Annotated in this window: 14 protein-coding genes; 6 read left to right on the top strand and 8 right to left on the bottom strand. The window is 61.3% G+C overall.

Annotated features, from left to right (window positions below; genetic code table 11):
• The first annotated feature begins 5 nt into the window (after positions 1-5).
• The gene (locus ABZO33_RS00735; RefSeq protein WP_016712459.1) at positions 6-410 is read left to right on the top strand and encodes a YkgJ family cysteine cluster protein; all 405 of its coding nucleotides are present in this window, start codon (positions 6-8) and stop codon (positions 408-410) included.
• 177 nt (positions 411-587) lie between these two features.
• Here ABZO33_RS00735 and ABZO33_RS00740 read toward each other — a convergent pair whose 3' ends face one another.
• The 3 genes from ABZO33_RS00740 to thiI all read right to left on the bottom strand — a co-directional run bounded on the left by ABZO33_RS00740 (position 588) and on the right by thiI (position 4753).
• Entirely contained in the window at positions 588-1187 is a 600-nt protein-coding gene (locus tag ABZO33_RS00740; RefSeq protein WP_414534465.1) for a hypothetical protein, read from the bottom strand.
• Between the two features lie 163 nt (positions 1188-1350).
• Entirely contained in the window at positions 1351-3171 is a 1821-nt protein-coding gene (gene typA / locus ABZO33_RS00745) for a translational GTPase TypA (protein WP_414534466.1), read from the bottom strand.
• A gap of 127 nt (positions 3172-3298) precedes the next feature.
• A complete protein-coding gene (thiI, locus tag ABZO33_RS00750; protein ID WP_414534467.1) occupies positions 3299-4753 on the bottom strand; it encodes a tRNA uracil 4-sulfurtransferase ThiI in 1455 nt (484 codons plus the stop codon).
• Between the two features lie 408 nt (positions 4754-5161).
• Here thiI and glnA point away from each other — a divergent pair, with 408 nt between their 5' ends.
• The 4 genes from glnA (at position 5162) to ntrC (ending at position 10029) form a co-directional block, all read left to right on the top strand.
• Positions 5162-6568 (top strand): type I glutamate--ammonia ligase, encoded by a 1407-nt coding sequence (gene glnA, locus ABZO33_RS00755; RefSeq protein ID WP_023628815.1) that lies wholly within the window; start codon positions 5162-5164, stop codon positions 6566-6568.
• 145 nt (positions 6569-6713) lie between these two features.
• On the top strand, positions 6714-7256 hold the full coding sequence (locus tag ABZO33_RS00760) for a chorismate mutase (RefSeq protein WP_414534468.1): 543 nt from the start codon (positions 6714-6716) through the stop codon (positions 7254-7256).
• Positions 7257-7510: 254 nt separating this feature from the next.
• Positions 7511-8596, top strand: coding sequence for a nitrogen regulation protein NR(II) (gene glnL, locus ABZO33_RS00765; protein WP_414534469.1), 1086 nt, complete (start codon positions 7511-7513; stop codon positions 8594-8596).
• Positions 8593-10029, top strand: coding sequence for a nitrogen regulation protein NR(I) (gene ntrC, locus ABZO33_RS00770; protein ID WP_414534470.1), 1437 nt, complete (start codon positions 8593-8595; stop codon positions 10027-10029). Before glnL ends, ntrC begins: the two co-directional genes overlap by 4 nt.
• A gap of 125 nt (positions 10030-10154) precedes the next feature.
• On the opposite strand, the gene ABZO33_RS00775 is transcribed toward ntrC, so the two are convergent.
• Together ABZO33_RS00775 and ABZO33_RS00780 are read right to left on the bottom strand one after the other, a co-directional pair.
• Positions 10155-10970 carry an RHS repeat-associated core domain-containing protein gene (locus ABZO33_RS00775; protein ID WP_414534471.1) on the bottom strand — a complete coding sequence of 272 codons (816 nt, stop codon included), beginning with the start codon at positions 10968-10970 and terminating at the stop codon, positions 10155-10157.
• 265 nt (positions 10971-11235) lie between these two features.
• Complete coding sequence (locus tag ABZO33_RS00780; protein WP_046853884.1) at positions 11236-11673, bottom strand: hypothetical protein; 438 nt, start codon at positions 11671-11673, stop codon at positions 11236-11238.
• Between ABZO33_RS00780 and trmL the strand changes: the two genes are divergently transcribed.
• Positions 11672-12133 (top strand): tRNA (uridine(34)/cytosine(34)/5-carboxymethylaminomethyluridine(34)-2'-O)-methyltransferase TrmL, encoded by a 462-nt coding sequence (trmL, locus tag ABZO33_RS00785; protein ID WP_031314454.1) that lies wholly within the window; start codon positions 11672-11674, stop codon positions 12131-12133. The genes ABZO33_RS00780 and trmL overlap by 2 nt on opposite strands.
• Positions 12134-12217: 84 nt before the next feature.
• On the opposite strand, the gene secB is transcribed toward trmL, so the two are convergent.
• The 3 genes from secB to ABZO33_RS00800 are packed head-to-tail and all read right to left on the bottom strand — an operon-like array spanning position 12218 to position 13412.
• Positions 12218-12703: a protein-export chaperone SecB gene (gene secB / locus ABZO33_RS00790; RefSeq protein ID WP_023628821.1), complete on the bottom strand. Its 486-nt coding sequence runs from the start codon at positions 12701-12703 to the stop codon at positions 12218-12220.
• Between the two features lie 39 nt (positions 12704-12742).
• Entirely contained in the window at positions 12743-12997 is a 255-nt protein-coding gene (gene grxC, locus ABZO33_RS00795; protein ID WP_003249204.1) for a glutaredoxin 3, read from the bottom strand.
• A gap of 1 nt (position 12998) precedes the next feature.
• On the bottom strand, positions 12999-13412 hold the full coding sequence (locus ABZO33_RS00800; RefSeq protein WP_414534472.1) for a rhodanese-like domain-containing protein: 414 nt from the start codon (positions 13410-13412) through the stop codon (positions 12999-13001).
• Position 13413: the final 1 nt, after the last annotated feature.

The raw sequence follows: 13413 nt of genomic DNA on the forward strand, positions 1-13413 counted from the left end.
TAACCATGAAAACGACCCTGATCGCCGCCGCCGAAGTCGACCGCCTGGAGACCTGGCAGCGCTATGCCAGCCACATGTGCGGTGGCTGCCACTCGACCTGCTGCACCCTGCCGGTGGAGGTGAAGATCAAGGATCTGATCCGCATTGGCGTGGTGGATGAATTCGAGAAAGACGAGCCGCCGAAGAACGTGGCCAAACGCCTGCAGAAGGAAGGCATCATCGAGCGCTTCAACCAGAAGTCGGGGATCTTCACCCTGACCCGGATGAGCAACGATGACTGCATGTACCTGGATCGCAAGAGCCGCCTGTGCACCATCTACGACAAGCGCCCGGACACTTGCCGCAACCACCCCAAGGTCGGGCCGCGGCCGGGGTATTGCGCTTACAAGCCCAAGGTGGTCGGGCGTTGACGCTCTGCGATCAACCCCATAGAATCTGAGCTGTCTTGATACGTACGGAGCTTTCCTTCTGGAAGGTGTCATGACGCCGCCACCTGGTTCCGGCCGTGCCGGTTGAAGGGATCAATCCCTAAGGGCATCCGCGATACGACCCCCTTCATTGGGGGTTTCGTATTTCTGGGGGGCCGCTCAGTGGCGTATGGGCCTGCGAACGGGCTCGTTCCTCAGCTTTTTGAGCATCAGCAACCAGCCTTTGATCTTTTCATGTCGCTTGAAGCGGCTTTGACTGCGCGCTGCATGGCCAACATCCCGCACATAGGCACTCTCGACATAAATCCTGAGGCTTCTGGCTGCCTCACGACGCATATTGAAATACACCTCATAATGGCTGCCTTCCGGGAAGCCGAACTGATTGCCCTCCAACGTCAGCCAATTACTGTGCCCGGTAAACAGACATTGGCGGTCGGCCAGGCCGCACATGATGGCGGGCAGCTGCAACGACAGCCCATGCCGCGTCGGGCAGAACGCTCGGTAGATCCCTCGATGATCTATTACCAAACTGTCCAGACCGATGCTGTCGAAATCCAGCGCGAGCCCTTGTCCGGCACCGCGGCTCACGCAATGGCTTGAATACTCAAGGCGCAGCATCACCGTAATGGAGGGTTGCACGCCCGAACCCGGCAGTTGCACTTCATGAGAATGCGCACGCAGGTGCTGCAAGCACCATGGTTCGCCCGCTACCTCGATTGTTCCCGCCGCCAGATGCTCCCGCCATCCCTTGCCTTTCATACACACCTCAGCCACACCGAAGCGTCAGGCTAATGCTCGGGCAAAGCCCTGCCAAACCTGGTTCGTGAGCAAGTGCTTCAAGTGCAACATGCGGCAAAAGACACACAAACAAAAACGCCCCCGGTCTTTCGACCGGGGGCGTTTTCATTCAGCCTGAGCTAACTCAGTTCTTGGCTTTCTTGGCAGCGCGGGTACGCTCGCCTTCGTCCAGGATCTTCTTGCGCAGACGGATCGACTTCGGCGTGACTTCGCACAGCTCGTCGTCCTGGATGAATTCCAGGGCCTGTTCCAGGGTGTGGCGAACCGGCGGTACCAGGGCGATGACTTCGTCCTTGCCCGAAGCACGCATGTTGTCGAGCTTCTTGCCTTTGGTCGGGTTCACGCCCAGGTCGTTGTCACGGCTGTTCAGGCCGATGATCTGACCGTTGTAGATCTCCTGGCCGTGCTCGACGAACAGCTTGCCGCGCGCCTGCAGGGTTTCCAGCGAGTAGGTCAGTGCCTTGCCGGTCTCGACCGAAACCAGTACACCGTTGAGGCGGCCGGACATCTGGCCCGACTTCATGGTGTCGTAGCGATCGAAGATCGAGGTCAGGATGCCTGCACCGTTGGTCAGGGTCAGGAACTGGTTACGGAAACCGATCAGACCGCGAGCAGGGATGTTGTACTCCAGGCGCACACGGCCCTTGCCATCCGGGACCATGTTGGTCAGGTCGCCTTTACGCAGACCCATCTCCTCCATGACCTTGCCCTGGGCTTCTTCAGGGATGTCGATGGTGACGTTCTCGAACGGCTCCTGCTTGACGCCGTCGACTTCGCGGATGATCACTTCAGGACGGCCTACGGCCATCTCGAAGCCTTCACGGCGCATGGTTTCGATCAGTACCGACAGGTGCAGCTCACCACGGCCCGATACCTTGAACTTGTCAGGGGAATCGGTTTCCTGGACACGCAGGGCCACGTTGTACAGCAGCTCCTTGTCCAGACGGTCCTTGATGTTACGGCTGGTGACGAACTTGCCTTCCTTGCCGCAGAACGGCGAGTCGTTGACCTGGAAGGTCATCGAAACGGTCGGCTCGTCGACGGTCAGCGGCTTCATCGCTTCTACCGCATCCGGGGCGCACAGGGTGTCGGAGATGAACAGCTCGTCGAAACCGCTGATGCAGACGATGTCGCCAGCCTGGGCTTCTTCGACGTCGACGCGGTGCAGGCCGTGGTGGCCCATCAGCTTCAGAATACGGCCGTTACGCTTCTTGCCGTCGACATCGATGGCAACAACCGGGGTGTTCGGCTTGATGCGGCCACGGGCGATACGGCCAACACCGATAACGCCGAGGAAGCTGTTGTAGTCCAGTGCCGAGATCTGCATCTGGAACGAGCCTTCACGATCAACGTCCGGCGCCGGTACGTTGTCGACGATCGACTGGTACAGGGCGGTCATGTCTTCGCCCATGGCGGTGTGGTCGAGACCTGCGATGCCGTTCAGGGCCGAGGCGTAGACGACTTTGAAGTCCAGCTGTTCGTCGGTGGCGCCGAGGTTGTCGAACAGGTCGAAGATCTGGTCCAGAACCCAGTCAGGACGCGCGCCCGGACGGTCGACCTTGTTGATCACGACGATTGGCTTCAGGCCAGCTTCGAAAGCCTTCTTGGTCACGAAGCGGGTTTGCGGCATCGGGCCGTCCTGGGCGTCGACCAGCAGCAGCACGGAGTCGACCATCGACATTACACGCTCAACCTCGCCACCGAAGTCGGCGTGGCCGGGGGTGTCGACGATGTTGATGTGGTAGCCGTTCCAGTTGATGGCGGTGTTTTTCGCCAGAATGGTAATGCCGCGCTCTTTTTCCTGGTCGTTGGAGTCCATGACGCGCTCGTCGTTGAGCTCGTTACGCTCCAGGGTGCCGGACTGGCGCAGGAGTTTGTCGACCAGGGTGGTTTTACCATGGTCAACGTGGGCGATGATGGCGATGTTACGCAGATTTTCGATCACAACTGTATCTCGATCAGAGGATTCGGTTGCCGCCAGTGTAGGCGGCCAATATGTACGGTTTACGGCTCAGCGGGCCCGATGGTCGGGAGGGCGATGGCGGATGCTGCCGCCATACAGCCCTGGCGTCTTATGTCGGACGATAAACACGCACATTGGCATGTCCCTCACTGAGCAGGTGGTGTGCGTGCAGACGGCTCATCACACCCTTGTCGCAATACAGCAAGTACTGGCGCGTGGGGTCCAGGTGCTTGAACTTGCTGTTGATGGCGTAGAACGGCATGGCCTGGACTTCGATGCCTTCGAGCACCAGAGGTTCGTCTTCCTGGGCGTCGGGGTGACGAATGTCGATGACGATCTGGCCTGGCAGCGCCTCGGCCACTTCCTCGACTTCGACGTCCTTGCCCAGCTCATCGATCACATGGTCGATGGAGATGAACTTGGCGCGCTCCAGGGCGCGCTCCAGCACGGCCATGTCGAACTGCTTTTCTTCGTGCTCCATGCGGTGACGCTTGGCATGGGTAGTCGGGTTCACCGAGATCACGCCGCAATACTCGGGCATGTGCTTGGCGAAGTCGGCTGTGCCGATTTCGCTGGCCTGGTCGATGATATCCTGCTTGTGACTGGCCAGCAGCGGGCGCAGCACCAGCTTGTCGGTGGCCGAGTCGATGATCGACAGGTTCGGCAGGGTCTGGCTCGACACCTGGGAGATCGCCTCGCCGGTGACCAGCGCGTCGATCTGCAGACGGTCGGCCATGTGCGCGGCGCCGCGCAGCATCATGCGCTTGAGGGTGACGCCCATGTAGCTGTTGTCGACCTTGTTGAGGATCTCGCCGACCACTTCCTCGAACGGCACGCTGATGAACAGCACGCGCTGGCTGCTGCCGTACTTCTTCCACAGGTAATGGGCCACTTCCATCACGCCCAGCTCGTGGGCACGGCCACCGAGATTGAAGAAGCAGAAATGGGTCATCAGCCCGCGGCGCATCATCTGGTACGCCGCCACGGTGGAGTCGAAGCCGCCGGACATCAGTACCAGCGTCTGCTCCAGGGCGCCCAGCGGGTAGCCGCCGATGCCGTTGTGCTGGTTGTGGATCACGTACAGGCGCTGGTCGCGGATCTCCATGCGCACCACGACTTCTGGCGTCTTCAGGTCGATGCCGGCTGCACCGCACTGCTGGCGCAGTTGGCTGCCGACGTAGCGGTCGACGTCCATCGAGGTGAAGTCGTGGTGACCGCCGCGCTTGCAGCGCACCGAGAAGCGCTTGCCGGCCAGCAGATGGCCGAAGTGGTGCTTGCACTTGGCGACGATGTCGTCGAAATCGCCCAGTGCATACTCCTCGACCTGCAAGAAGTGGGTGATACCCGGCGTGCAGGTGAGGCGCTCGATCATTTCGCGCTGGATCTTTTCGTCCTCGACGCGGGTGACCACCTCAAGATTATCCCAGACACCATCAACCGCGAGCTCGGGATCAAGGTCCTTGAGCACGTTGCGGATGTTCTTGGCGAGCTGGCGGATGAAGCGCTTGCGCACCGGCCGGCTCTTGATGGTGATTTCTGGGAAGACTTTGACGATAAGTTTCATTGGTTTAACAGCGCGCCCAGGGCCTACCGAAAATGAGGGGCGCGAATTATAGCGGAAATTGCTCAGCTTTTGACCAACTTTTGTACAGAGGTTGGATTTATCGCGCACGCACCCGTGGGAGCGGCGGTGCGCCGATGCGACTTGCCCCGCGATGAAGCTTCGATTCAGTCGAGCACCATAATGGTGCAGCACTCCTGAAAAGCGCATCTTATGGGTGCACTCTTTATCAGCGCCACCTTGGCAAACGCCCGCCAACGCCCTCTTTTATCCCACCCTCGCCATTTTCGGGCACTGGCATGCAATTTGCTCCCTTGTGAGGCAGGTAAGCTTGGCCGACTATCCGCGCCCAGCGACACCCTTATTTCCAGGGCAGCGGCCAACTGCGCCCTAGACCATCCGGAGGACAACATGTCGAAGTCGGTTCAACTCATCAAAGATCATGACGTCAAGTGGATTGATCTGCGTTTCACGGACACCAAGGGCATTCAGCATCACGTGACCATGCCGGCGCGCGATGGCCTGGACGAAGACTTCTTCGAAGTCGGCAAGATGTTCGACGGCTCCTCCATCGCTGGCTGGAAAGGCATCGAAGCCTCCGACATGATCCTGATGCCGGTCGACGAAACCGCCGTGCTGGACCCGTTCACCGAAGAACCGACCCTGATCATCACCTGCGACATCGTCGACCCGTCGAGCATGCAGGGCTACGATCGTGACCCGCGCGGCATCGCCAAGCGCGCCGAAGAGTACCTGAAGAGCACCGGCATCGGTGACACCGTATTCGCCGGCCCCGAGCCTGAGTTCTTCATCTTCGACGAAGTGAAGTTCCACTCGGACATCTCCGGTTCGATGTTCAAGATCTTCTCCGAGCAAGGCTCGTGGATGACCGGCGCTGACGTGGAAGGCGGCAACAAAGGCCACCGTCCGGGCGTGAAAGGCGGCTACTTCCCGGTTCCGCCGTTCGACCACGACCACGAAATCCGCACCGCCATGTGCAACGCCCTGGAAGAAATGGGTCAGACCGTCGAAGTTCACCACCACGAAGTGGCGACTGCCGGCCAGAACGAAATCGGCGTCAAGTTCAACACCCTGGTGAAGAAAGCTGACGAAGTACAGGCCCTGAAATACGTCGTGCACAACGTTGCCGACGCCTACGGCCGTACCGCCACCTTCATGCCCAAGCCCCTGTATGGCGACAACGGTTCGGGCATGCACGTGCACATGTCGATCTGGAAAGACGGCAAGAACACCTTCTCCGGCGAAGGCTATGCCGGCCTGTCCGATACCGCCCTGTACTTCATCGGCGGCATCATCAAGCACGGCAAGGCCCTGAACGGCTTCACCAACCCGTCGACCAACTCCTACAAGCGTCTGGTCCCAGGTTTCGAAGCCCCGGTAATGCTCGCCTACTCGGCGCGCAACCGTTCCGCCTCGATCCGTATTCCTTACGTCGGCAGCCCGAAAGCCCGCCGTATCGAAGCACGCTTCCCGGACCCGTCGGCCAACCCGTACCTGGCCTTCGCCGCCCTGCTGATGGCAGGCCTGGACGGCATCCAGAACAAGATCCACCCAGGCGATGCCGCCGACAAGAACCTGTACGACCTGCCGCCTGAAGAGGCCAAGGAAATCCCGCAAGTCTGCGGCAGCCTGAAGGAAGCCCTGGAAGAGCTGGACAAGGGCCGTGCGTTCCTGACCAAGGGCGGCGTGTTCTCCGACGACTTCATCGATGCCTTCATCGAGCTGAAGAGCGAAGAAGAGATCAAGGTCCGCACCTTCGTGCACCCGCTGGAATACGAGCTGTACTACAGCTGCTGATATGATCGGCGCCCCGCGTCGATGACATCAGGACGGCCTCCCTCGGGAGGCCGTTTCTTTTTCATACCCGCATCATCGGACAACACCTATTAGCCGCCACAATGCCAAAGGCGACACTCGAGGCTGAATTCCCAAGGAGATCGCCATGCGTGCAACCACCCTCGCACTGACCTGCTGCTTCGCCCTATTCGGCTGTGCCACCTCACCGAGCGTCACGCCAACCCTGGATCAGTTGCTTGCCACCATCGACCGGCGCCTGGATCTGGCCGAAGCGGTCGCCCTGCACAAGTGGGATCACCAGCAACCCGTGCAGGCCAGCGCCCGCGAGCACCAGGTATTGCTAGGCGCACGCCAGGCCGCCGTCGCCCACCACCTGGATCCGGCACGCGTCGAGGCCTTCTTTGCCGACCAGATCGAAGCCAACAAGCTCCTGCAGTACCACCTGCTCGACACCTGGCATCGCGCCCGACAAGCGCCAGCCCTGCCACGCCGCGACCTGGCCAGCGACGTGCGTCCGGAACTGGACCTGCTGCAGGAACAGTTGCTGAGCGCCCTCGCCCGCTTTGACCAGACCCCGGCGGACAATTGCGCCAACCACTTGGCCGACGCCCTGCAGCAACGCGCCCAGGACACCACGCGCCACCTCGCCCTGGTTCGCGCCAGCGCCCAGCTGTGCAAAATGCGCTGACCACCCTATGCTCCATATTGGTGCATGACTGAGCGACACGCCCCATCATGCATCCCAATTTGGGTCACAAGAATCTATAAATCAAAGCTTTCTGGCTCGAATTCGCGCAATTCCAGGTCTTTGTCCGGAATTTCCGCTTCTTTTCGGAGCCTTGGTTTGGTTCTTGCATTTTCACTGCATCCAGCACTCTTCCGTGCGCGCCCCAGGCCAGAGCCCTTGGGCGCCACTGTGCCAAAAGAGGTCAACGACGCCTTATGACCATCAGCGATGCACAGCACCGTCTGCTCCTGGACAACCTGACCACAGCCACGCTGCTGCTCAATGCCGAACTGCGCCTGGAGTACATGAACCCGGCCGCGGAAATGCTGCTGGCCGTCAGCGGCCAGCGCAGCCACGGGCAGTTCATCAGCGAGCTGTTCACCGAATCGACCGAGGCGCTCAATTCGTTGCGCCAGGCGGTGGAGCAGGCGCACCCGTTCACCAAGCGTGAAGCGCAGCTGACCTCGCTGACCGGACAGACCATCACCGTCGACTATGCCGTCACCCCAATCCTACACCTGGGCCAGACCCTGCTGTTGCTGGAGGTGCACCCACGCGATCGCCTGTTGCGCATCACCAAGGAAGAGGCCCAGCTGAGCAAGCAGGAGACCACCAAGATGCTGGTGCGCGGCCTGGCCCACGAGATCAAGAACCCTCTGGGTGGCATCCGTGGCGCGGCCCAGTTGCTGGCCCGCGAACTGCCGGAAGAGAGCCTGCGCGACTACACCAACGTGATCATCGAAGAGGCCGACCGCCTGCGCAACCTGGTCGACCGCATGCTTGGCTCGAACAAGCTGCCGTCGTTGTCCATGACCAATATCCACGAAGTGCTCGAACGGGTATGCAGCCTGGTCGAGGCGGAAAGCCAAGGCGGCATCACCCTGGTGCGCGACTACGACCCAAGCCTGCCGGACGTGCTGATCGACCGCGAACAGATGATCCAGGCCGTACTCAACATCGTACGCAACGCCATGCAGGCCATCGGCGGGCAGAACGAACTGCGCCTTGGCCGCATCACCCTGCGCAGTCGCGCCGTGCGCCAGTTCACCATCGGCCATGTGCGCCACCGCCTGGTGGCGCGGATCGAGATCATAGACAACGGCCCCGGCATCCCCGCGGAACTGCAGGACACGCTCTTCTATCCCATGGTCAGCGGCCGCCCGGACGGCACCGGGCTGGGCCTGGCCATTACCCAGAACATCATCAGCCAGCACCAGGGCCTGATCGAATGTGAAAGCCACGCCGGCCATACCACCTTCTCGATCTACCTGCCCCTGGAACAAGGAGCCACTGCCCCATGAGCCGAAGTGAAACCGTCTGGATCGTCGATGATGATCGTTCCATCCGCTGGGTCCTGGAAAAGGCCCTGCAGCAGGAAGGCATGACCACCCAGAGCTTCGACAGCGCCGACGGCGTCATGGGCCGCCTGGCCCGCCAGCAACCGGACGTGATCATCTCGGATATCCGCATGCCCGGCGCCAGCGGCCTCGACCTGCTCGCCCAGATCCGCGACCAGCATCCTGGGCTGCCGGTGATCATCATGACTGCCCACTCCGACCTGGACAGCGCCGTGGCGTCGTACCAGGGCGGCGCCTTCGAATACCTGCCCAAGCCGTTCGATGTCGACGAAGCGGTGTCGCTGGTCAAGCGCGCCAACCAGCACGCCCAGGAGCAGCAGGCGCTGGAGGTGCCCCAGGCGCTGGCCCGCACCCCCGAGATCATCGGCGAGGCACCGGCGATGCAGGAGGTGTTCCGCGCCATCGGCCGCCTCAGCCACTCCAACATCACCGTGCTGATCAATGGTGAGTCAGGTACCGGCAAAGAGCTGGTGGCCCATGCCCTGCACCGCCACAGCCCGCGTGCGGCATCGCCGTTCATTGCCCTGAACATGGCGGCGATCCCCAAGGACCTGATGGAATCCGAACTGTTCGGCCATGAAAAGGGCGCCTTCACCGGCGCCGCCAACCTGCGTCGTGGGCGGTTCGAGCAGGCCGACGGCGGCACGCTGTTCCTAGACGAGATCGGCGACATGCCCGCCGACACCCAGACCCGTCTGCTGCGAGTGCTGGCCGACGGCGAGTTCTACCGGGTCGGCGGCCATGTGCCGGTGAAGGTGGACGTGCGCATCATCGCCGCCACCCACCAGAATCTCGAGTCCCTGGTGCAGGCCGGCAAGTTCCGTGAAGACCTGTTCCACCGCCTCAACGTGATCCGCATCCATATCCCGCGCCTGGCCGACCGGCGCGAGGACATCCCGGCCCTGGCCCGCCACTTCCTCGGCCGCGCCGCCCAGGAGCTGGCGGTGGAACCCAAGCTGCTCAAGCCGGAGACCGAGGAGTTCATCCGCAACCTCCCCTGGCCGGGCAACGTGCGCCAGCTGGAGAACACCTGCCGCTGGATCACCGTGATGGCCTCCAGCCGCGAAGTGCTGGTCGGCGACCTGCCGCCGGAGCTGCTCAACCTGCCCCAGGACGCAGCGCCGGTGACCAACTGGGAACAGGCGCTGCGCCAGTGGGCCGACCAGGCCCTGGCCCGCGGCCAGACCAACCTGTTGGACAGCGCCGTGCCCAGTTTCGAGCGGATCATGATCGAGACAGCGCTCAAGCACACCGCCGGGCGACGTCGCGATGCGGCGCTGTTGTTGGGCTGGGGGCGCAATACCCTGACGCGCAAGATCAAGGAGTTGGGGATGAAGGTGGATGGCTCCGATGAGGATGAGGGCGAAGACCACTGAGCATCGACCCGCTGCAAACCAGGGAGGGCCAATCATGGCCCTCTCGTAAGCAACACATGAACCCGACGGGTTGGCGGTTCAACTGCCAATAGAGCGCAACAGACATAAAGCGGCAATAGATCGGCTTAGTTCATGCGTCTTAGTTCACCAGCAATCTGAAGAATTTCATCGTGCGCCTGCTGTATCACTACATCAGACAGATCCGAGTCCTTGCTGGCGTTTATTGCCTCCCTCACTTGCCCGAACAGCGCAGGAATTTTCTGTTTTTGTTTCACACTACTCAGCGTCAGATAGTGCAAAGAATTTTGCGCCTGCCTTGCCTCACGATATTGCGCAACTTTCTTCGCTCCCCAGAGCCCGAAACCTACCCACGACGCAACACTACCCACCACAGGATTCACTGCCACTCCAGCCAGCTGAAGCACATTGGTGGCAAACGCAAGCCCTCCCAGGGCAACCTCACTACTATCGACGCTGAGCCTAGTCACCGTGGGGGCAACTTCATTCAAGACACGGTGATCAACTGAGTTAACCTTCTTCGCCTGCACTTCCCTCCTGTTCCCGAGGCTTTTGTGCAAATCCCTTGCCCCATCCTGGAAGACAAGGCCCGAAAGGATGGCATCCCTCACCAGCCCCCACCAGCCACCGCCTGGATCGCTCCGATTGACTGGATCACCACCACAATAGCCATATGCATTAAGCCCCCCTCTACCGAATGGGCTGAAGCGATCCGGGGACAGGAAGCGCAATGCGGTTGGAGAATAGCAACGGTAGCCGTTGCCTAGCTGATAGGTGCCCATCGGTCTTTCGCAGAGCTGCCCGCAGAAGCCGAGAGTCGGGCCTTCTGCAAATGCAGCGGCACCGTATGGCGTATACGCCCTGGAGTAGGAACTCCCACCGAAAGATGATCGCTGGTGATCGAGCATCGGCAAGTGGCTCATGAACAATCCCTCCCACAGGACCATGATTCATGAGCAGAACGTTAACCAAGGCTGGCAGTGGCCGAAACTGGCAAAACTATCAGGTCCGAGCTGCACCGTTGCTGTGCCGCATGCACCAGCACAAGGCAGACTAGCCTTCAAAACCCTCGAAAATTGCCGGAACACCGCATTCTAGGGCCTGCAAGACCTGGCACGCTCCCTGCTAAGTATCCAGTACCTCCAGTTTTGGGGACCTCGGTACAGGCAGGCCGGGATATCCCCTCTTTTATTCGTGCAGCCTAACCTGCACCCGCCACCGCCCCGCCTCCTGCGCGCCGGCCCATTCGCCGCGCAGGGGGCGCGCAGCGACCAGCGTCAACAGCAAGCCTTCCTCGCTCTTCTGCAAACGCCAGCCCACCGGCTTGCCCTGCAGCATCAACTGGCCACGCGCGGCCTTTCCCTCAGCCTGGAACACAACCGCCACGGTCCCCTCGACATTCTCGCCATGCAGTTGCGGCTCTTCGTTGAACCACAGGTCCAGCCCGCCCTGCACCACCTCGACCTGCTCCAGCACCCGCTCCTCGGGCGCCGTCAGCCGGCCGATCATCAGGCCCACGAGCATGCCGAAGATCGCCAGCGACAGCAGCACCCGCGGCCAGGCCTTCGAACGCGGGTCGGGTTCGGGGGTAGAATGCTCGTCATCTTCACGCTTGGAGCCGTGCATGTTTCACGTCATCCTTTTTCAACCAGAAATTCCGCCGAATACCGGCAACATCATCCGCCTGTGCGCCAACAGCGGCTGCGCCCTGCACCTGATCGAGCCCATCAGCTTCGAACTGGACGACAAGCGCCTGCGCCGCGCGGGGCTGGACTACCACGAGTATGCCACGCTACAGCGCCACCAAAGCCTGGCCGAATGCCTGGAAAGCCTGAATCAGCCTCGGCTGTTCGCGTTCACCACCAAAGGCTCGCACCCGTTCCATGAGGTCGAGTACCAGCCCGGCGACGCCTTCCTGTTCGGCCCCGAGAGTCGTGGCCTGCCGGCAGAGGTGCTGGACAGCCTGCCTGCCGAACAACGCCTGCGCCTGCCGATGCGGCCGGGGTGCCGGAGCTTGAACCTGTCGAACACCGTGGCGGTGACGGTGTACGAGGCATGGCGCCAGCAGGGGTTTGCCGGAAGCTGATGTGCTCGCCGCTCGAGCCCTGTCACCAGCAAGAGACATGAAAAAGGCGACCACGAAGGTCGCCTTTTTCTTTACCGGCAGAAATTACTGCACGGTCGGCACTTCACCGGCTTCCTGCATGCGCTGCATCTCTTGCGCGTACAGGGCGTCGAAGTTGACCGGCGACAGCATCAGCGCCGGGAACGAACCACGGGTCACCAGGCTGTCCAGAGTCTCGCGGGCGTACGGGAACAGGATGTTCGGGCAGAACGCGCCGAGGGTGTGGCTCATCGAAGCGGCATCGAGGTTGGCGATCAGGAAGATGCCGGCCTGTTGCACTTCGGCGATGAACGCGACTTCGTCACCGTTCTTGACGGTCACCGACAGGGTCAGCACCACTTCGTGGAAGTCGCCTTCCAGGGCTTTCTGGCGGGTGTTCAGGTCCAGCGATACGCTCGGCTCCCACTGCTGGCGGAAGATCTGCGGGCTTTTCGGAGCCTCGAACGACAGATCGCGCACGTAGATGCGCTGCAGGGAGAATTGTGGTGCGGTTTCTTCAGCACCAGCGCCGTTGTTCTGTTGGTCAGTCATGGCAGATCCTTTTCCTAATGTTCTTGAATGCAGTGCGAATCAGGCCGCCAGCAGCGCGTCGAGCTTGCCCGCGCGCTCCAGGGCATAGAGGTCATCGCATCCACCGACGTGCGTGCTGCCGATCCAGATCTGCGGCACCGAGGTACGGCCGGCCTTCTGGCTCATTTCGGCGCGAACCTGGGGTTTGCCGTCGACCTTGATCTCCTCGAACGCCACGCCCTTGCTCTCGAGCAGGTACTTGGCGCGCATGCAGTAGGGGCAGTAGTCGCTGGAATAGACGATGACGGGCTTCATATCACTTCACCAGGGGCAGGTTATCGGCTTTCCAGCTGGAAACGCCACCGCTGAGCTTGGCGGCGGTGTAACCAGCCTTGAGCAGTTCGCGGCACAGGGTGCCGGACTGCTGGCCCATCGCGTCGACGACGATCAGGGTCTTGTCTTTGTGTTTTTCCAGCTCGGTCATGCGGCCGGCCACTTTGTCCTGCGGCATGCTCAGCGCGCCGACGATATGCCCGGCCGAGTATTCCTTGGCGGTACGGATATCGATCACCAGGGCCTTGTCGGCGTTGACCAGGGCAGTCAGCTGGCCGTTGCTCAGGCTCTGGCCGCCACGGCGGACTTCATTGACCAGCAGCAGGACCAGCAGGACGACGAAAATGGCCACCAGGATAAAGTGATCTGTCGCGAATTGAATCAGGTGAGCAACCATC

Source organism: Pseudomonas sp. CAM1A, assembly GCF_047501685.1.
Classification (GTDB): Bacteria; Pseudomonadota; Gammaproteobacteria; order Pseudomonadales; family Pseudomonadaceae; genus Aquipseudomonas.

Excerpts from the sequence above, each read along its gene's own strand:
- ABZO33_RS00735 (WP_016712459.1), top strand. The coding sequence starts at position 6 with ATGAAAACGACCCTGATCGCCGCCGCCGAAGTCGACCGCCTGGAGACC.
- ABZO33_RS00740 (WP_414534465.1), bottom strand. The coding sequence starts at position 1,187 with ATGAAAGGCAAGGGATGGCGGGAGCATCTGGCGGCGGGAACAATCGAG.
- thiI (WP_414534467.1), bottom strand. The coding sequence starts at position 4,753 with ATGAAACTTATCGTCAAAGTCTTCCCAGAAATCACCATCAAGAGCCGG.
- glnA (WP_023628815.1), top strand. The coding sequence starts at position 5,162 with ATGTCGAAGTCGGTTCAACTCATCAAAGATCATGACGTCAAGTGGATT.
- ABZO33_RS00760 (WP_414534468.1), top strand. The coding sequence starts at position 6,714 with ATGCGTGCAACCACCCTCGCACTGACCTGCTGCTTCGCCCTATTCGGC.
- glnL (WP_414534469.1), top strand. The coding sequence starts at position 7,511 with ATGACCATCAGCGATGCACAGCACCGTCTGCTCCTGGACAACCTGACC.
- ntrC (WP_414534470.1), top strand. The coding sequence starts at position 8,593 with ATGAGCCGAAGTGAAACCGTCTGGATCGTCGATGATGATCGTTCCATC.
- ABZO33_RS00775 (WP_414534471.1), bottom strand. The coding sequence starts at position 10,970 with ATGAGCCACTTGCCGATGCTCGATCACCAGCGATCATCTTTCGGTGGG.
- trmL (WP_031314454.1), top strand. The coding sequence starts at position 11,672 with ATGTTTCACGTCATCCTTTTTCAACCAGAAATTCCGCCGAATACCGGC.
- ABZO33_RS00780 (WP_046853884.1), bottom strand. The coding sequence starts at position 11,673 with ATGCACGGCTCCAAGCGTGAAGATGACGAGCATTCTACCCCCGAACCC.
- secB (WP_023628821.1), bottom strand. The coding sequence starts at position 12,703 with ATGACTGACCAACAGAACAACGGCGCTGGTGCTGAAGAAACCGCACCA.
- grxC (WP_003249204.1), bottom strand. The coding sequence starts at position 12,997 with ATGAAGCCCGTCATCGTCTATTCCAGCGACTACTGCCCCTACTGCATG.
- ABZO33_RS00800 (WP_414534472.1), bottom strand. The coding sequence starts at position 13,412 with ATGGTTGCTCACCTGATTCAATTCGCGACAGATCACTTTATCCTGGTG.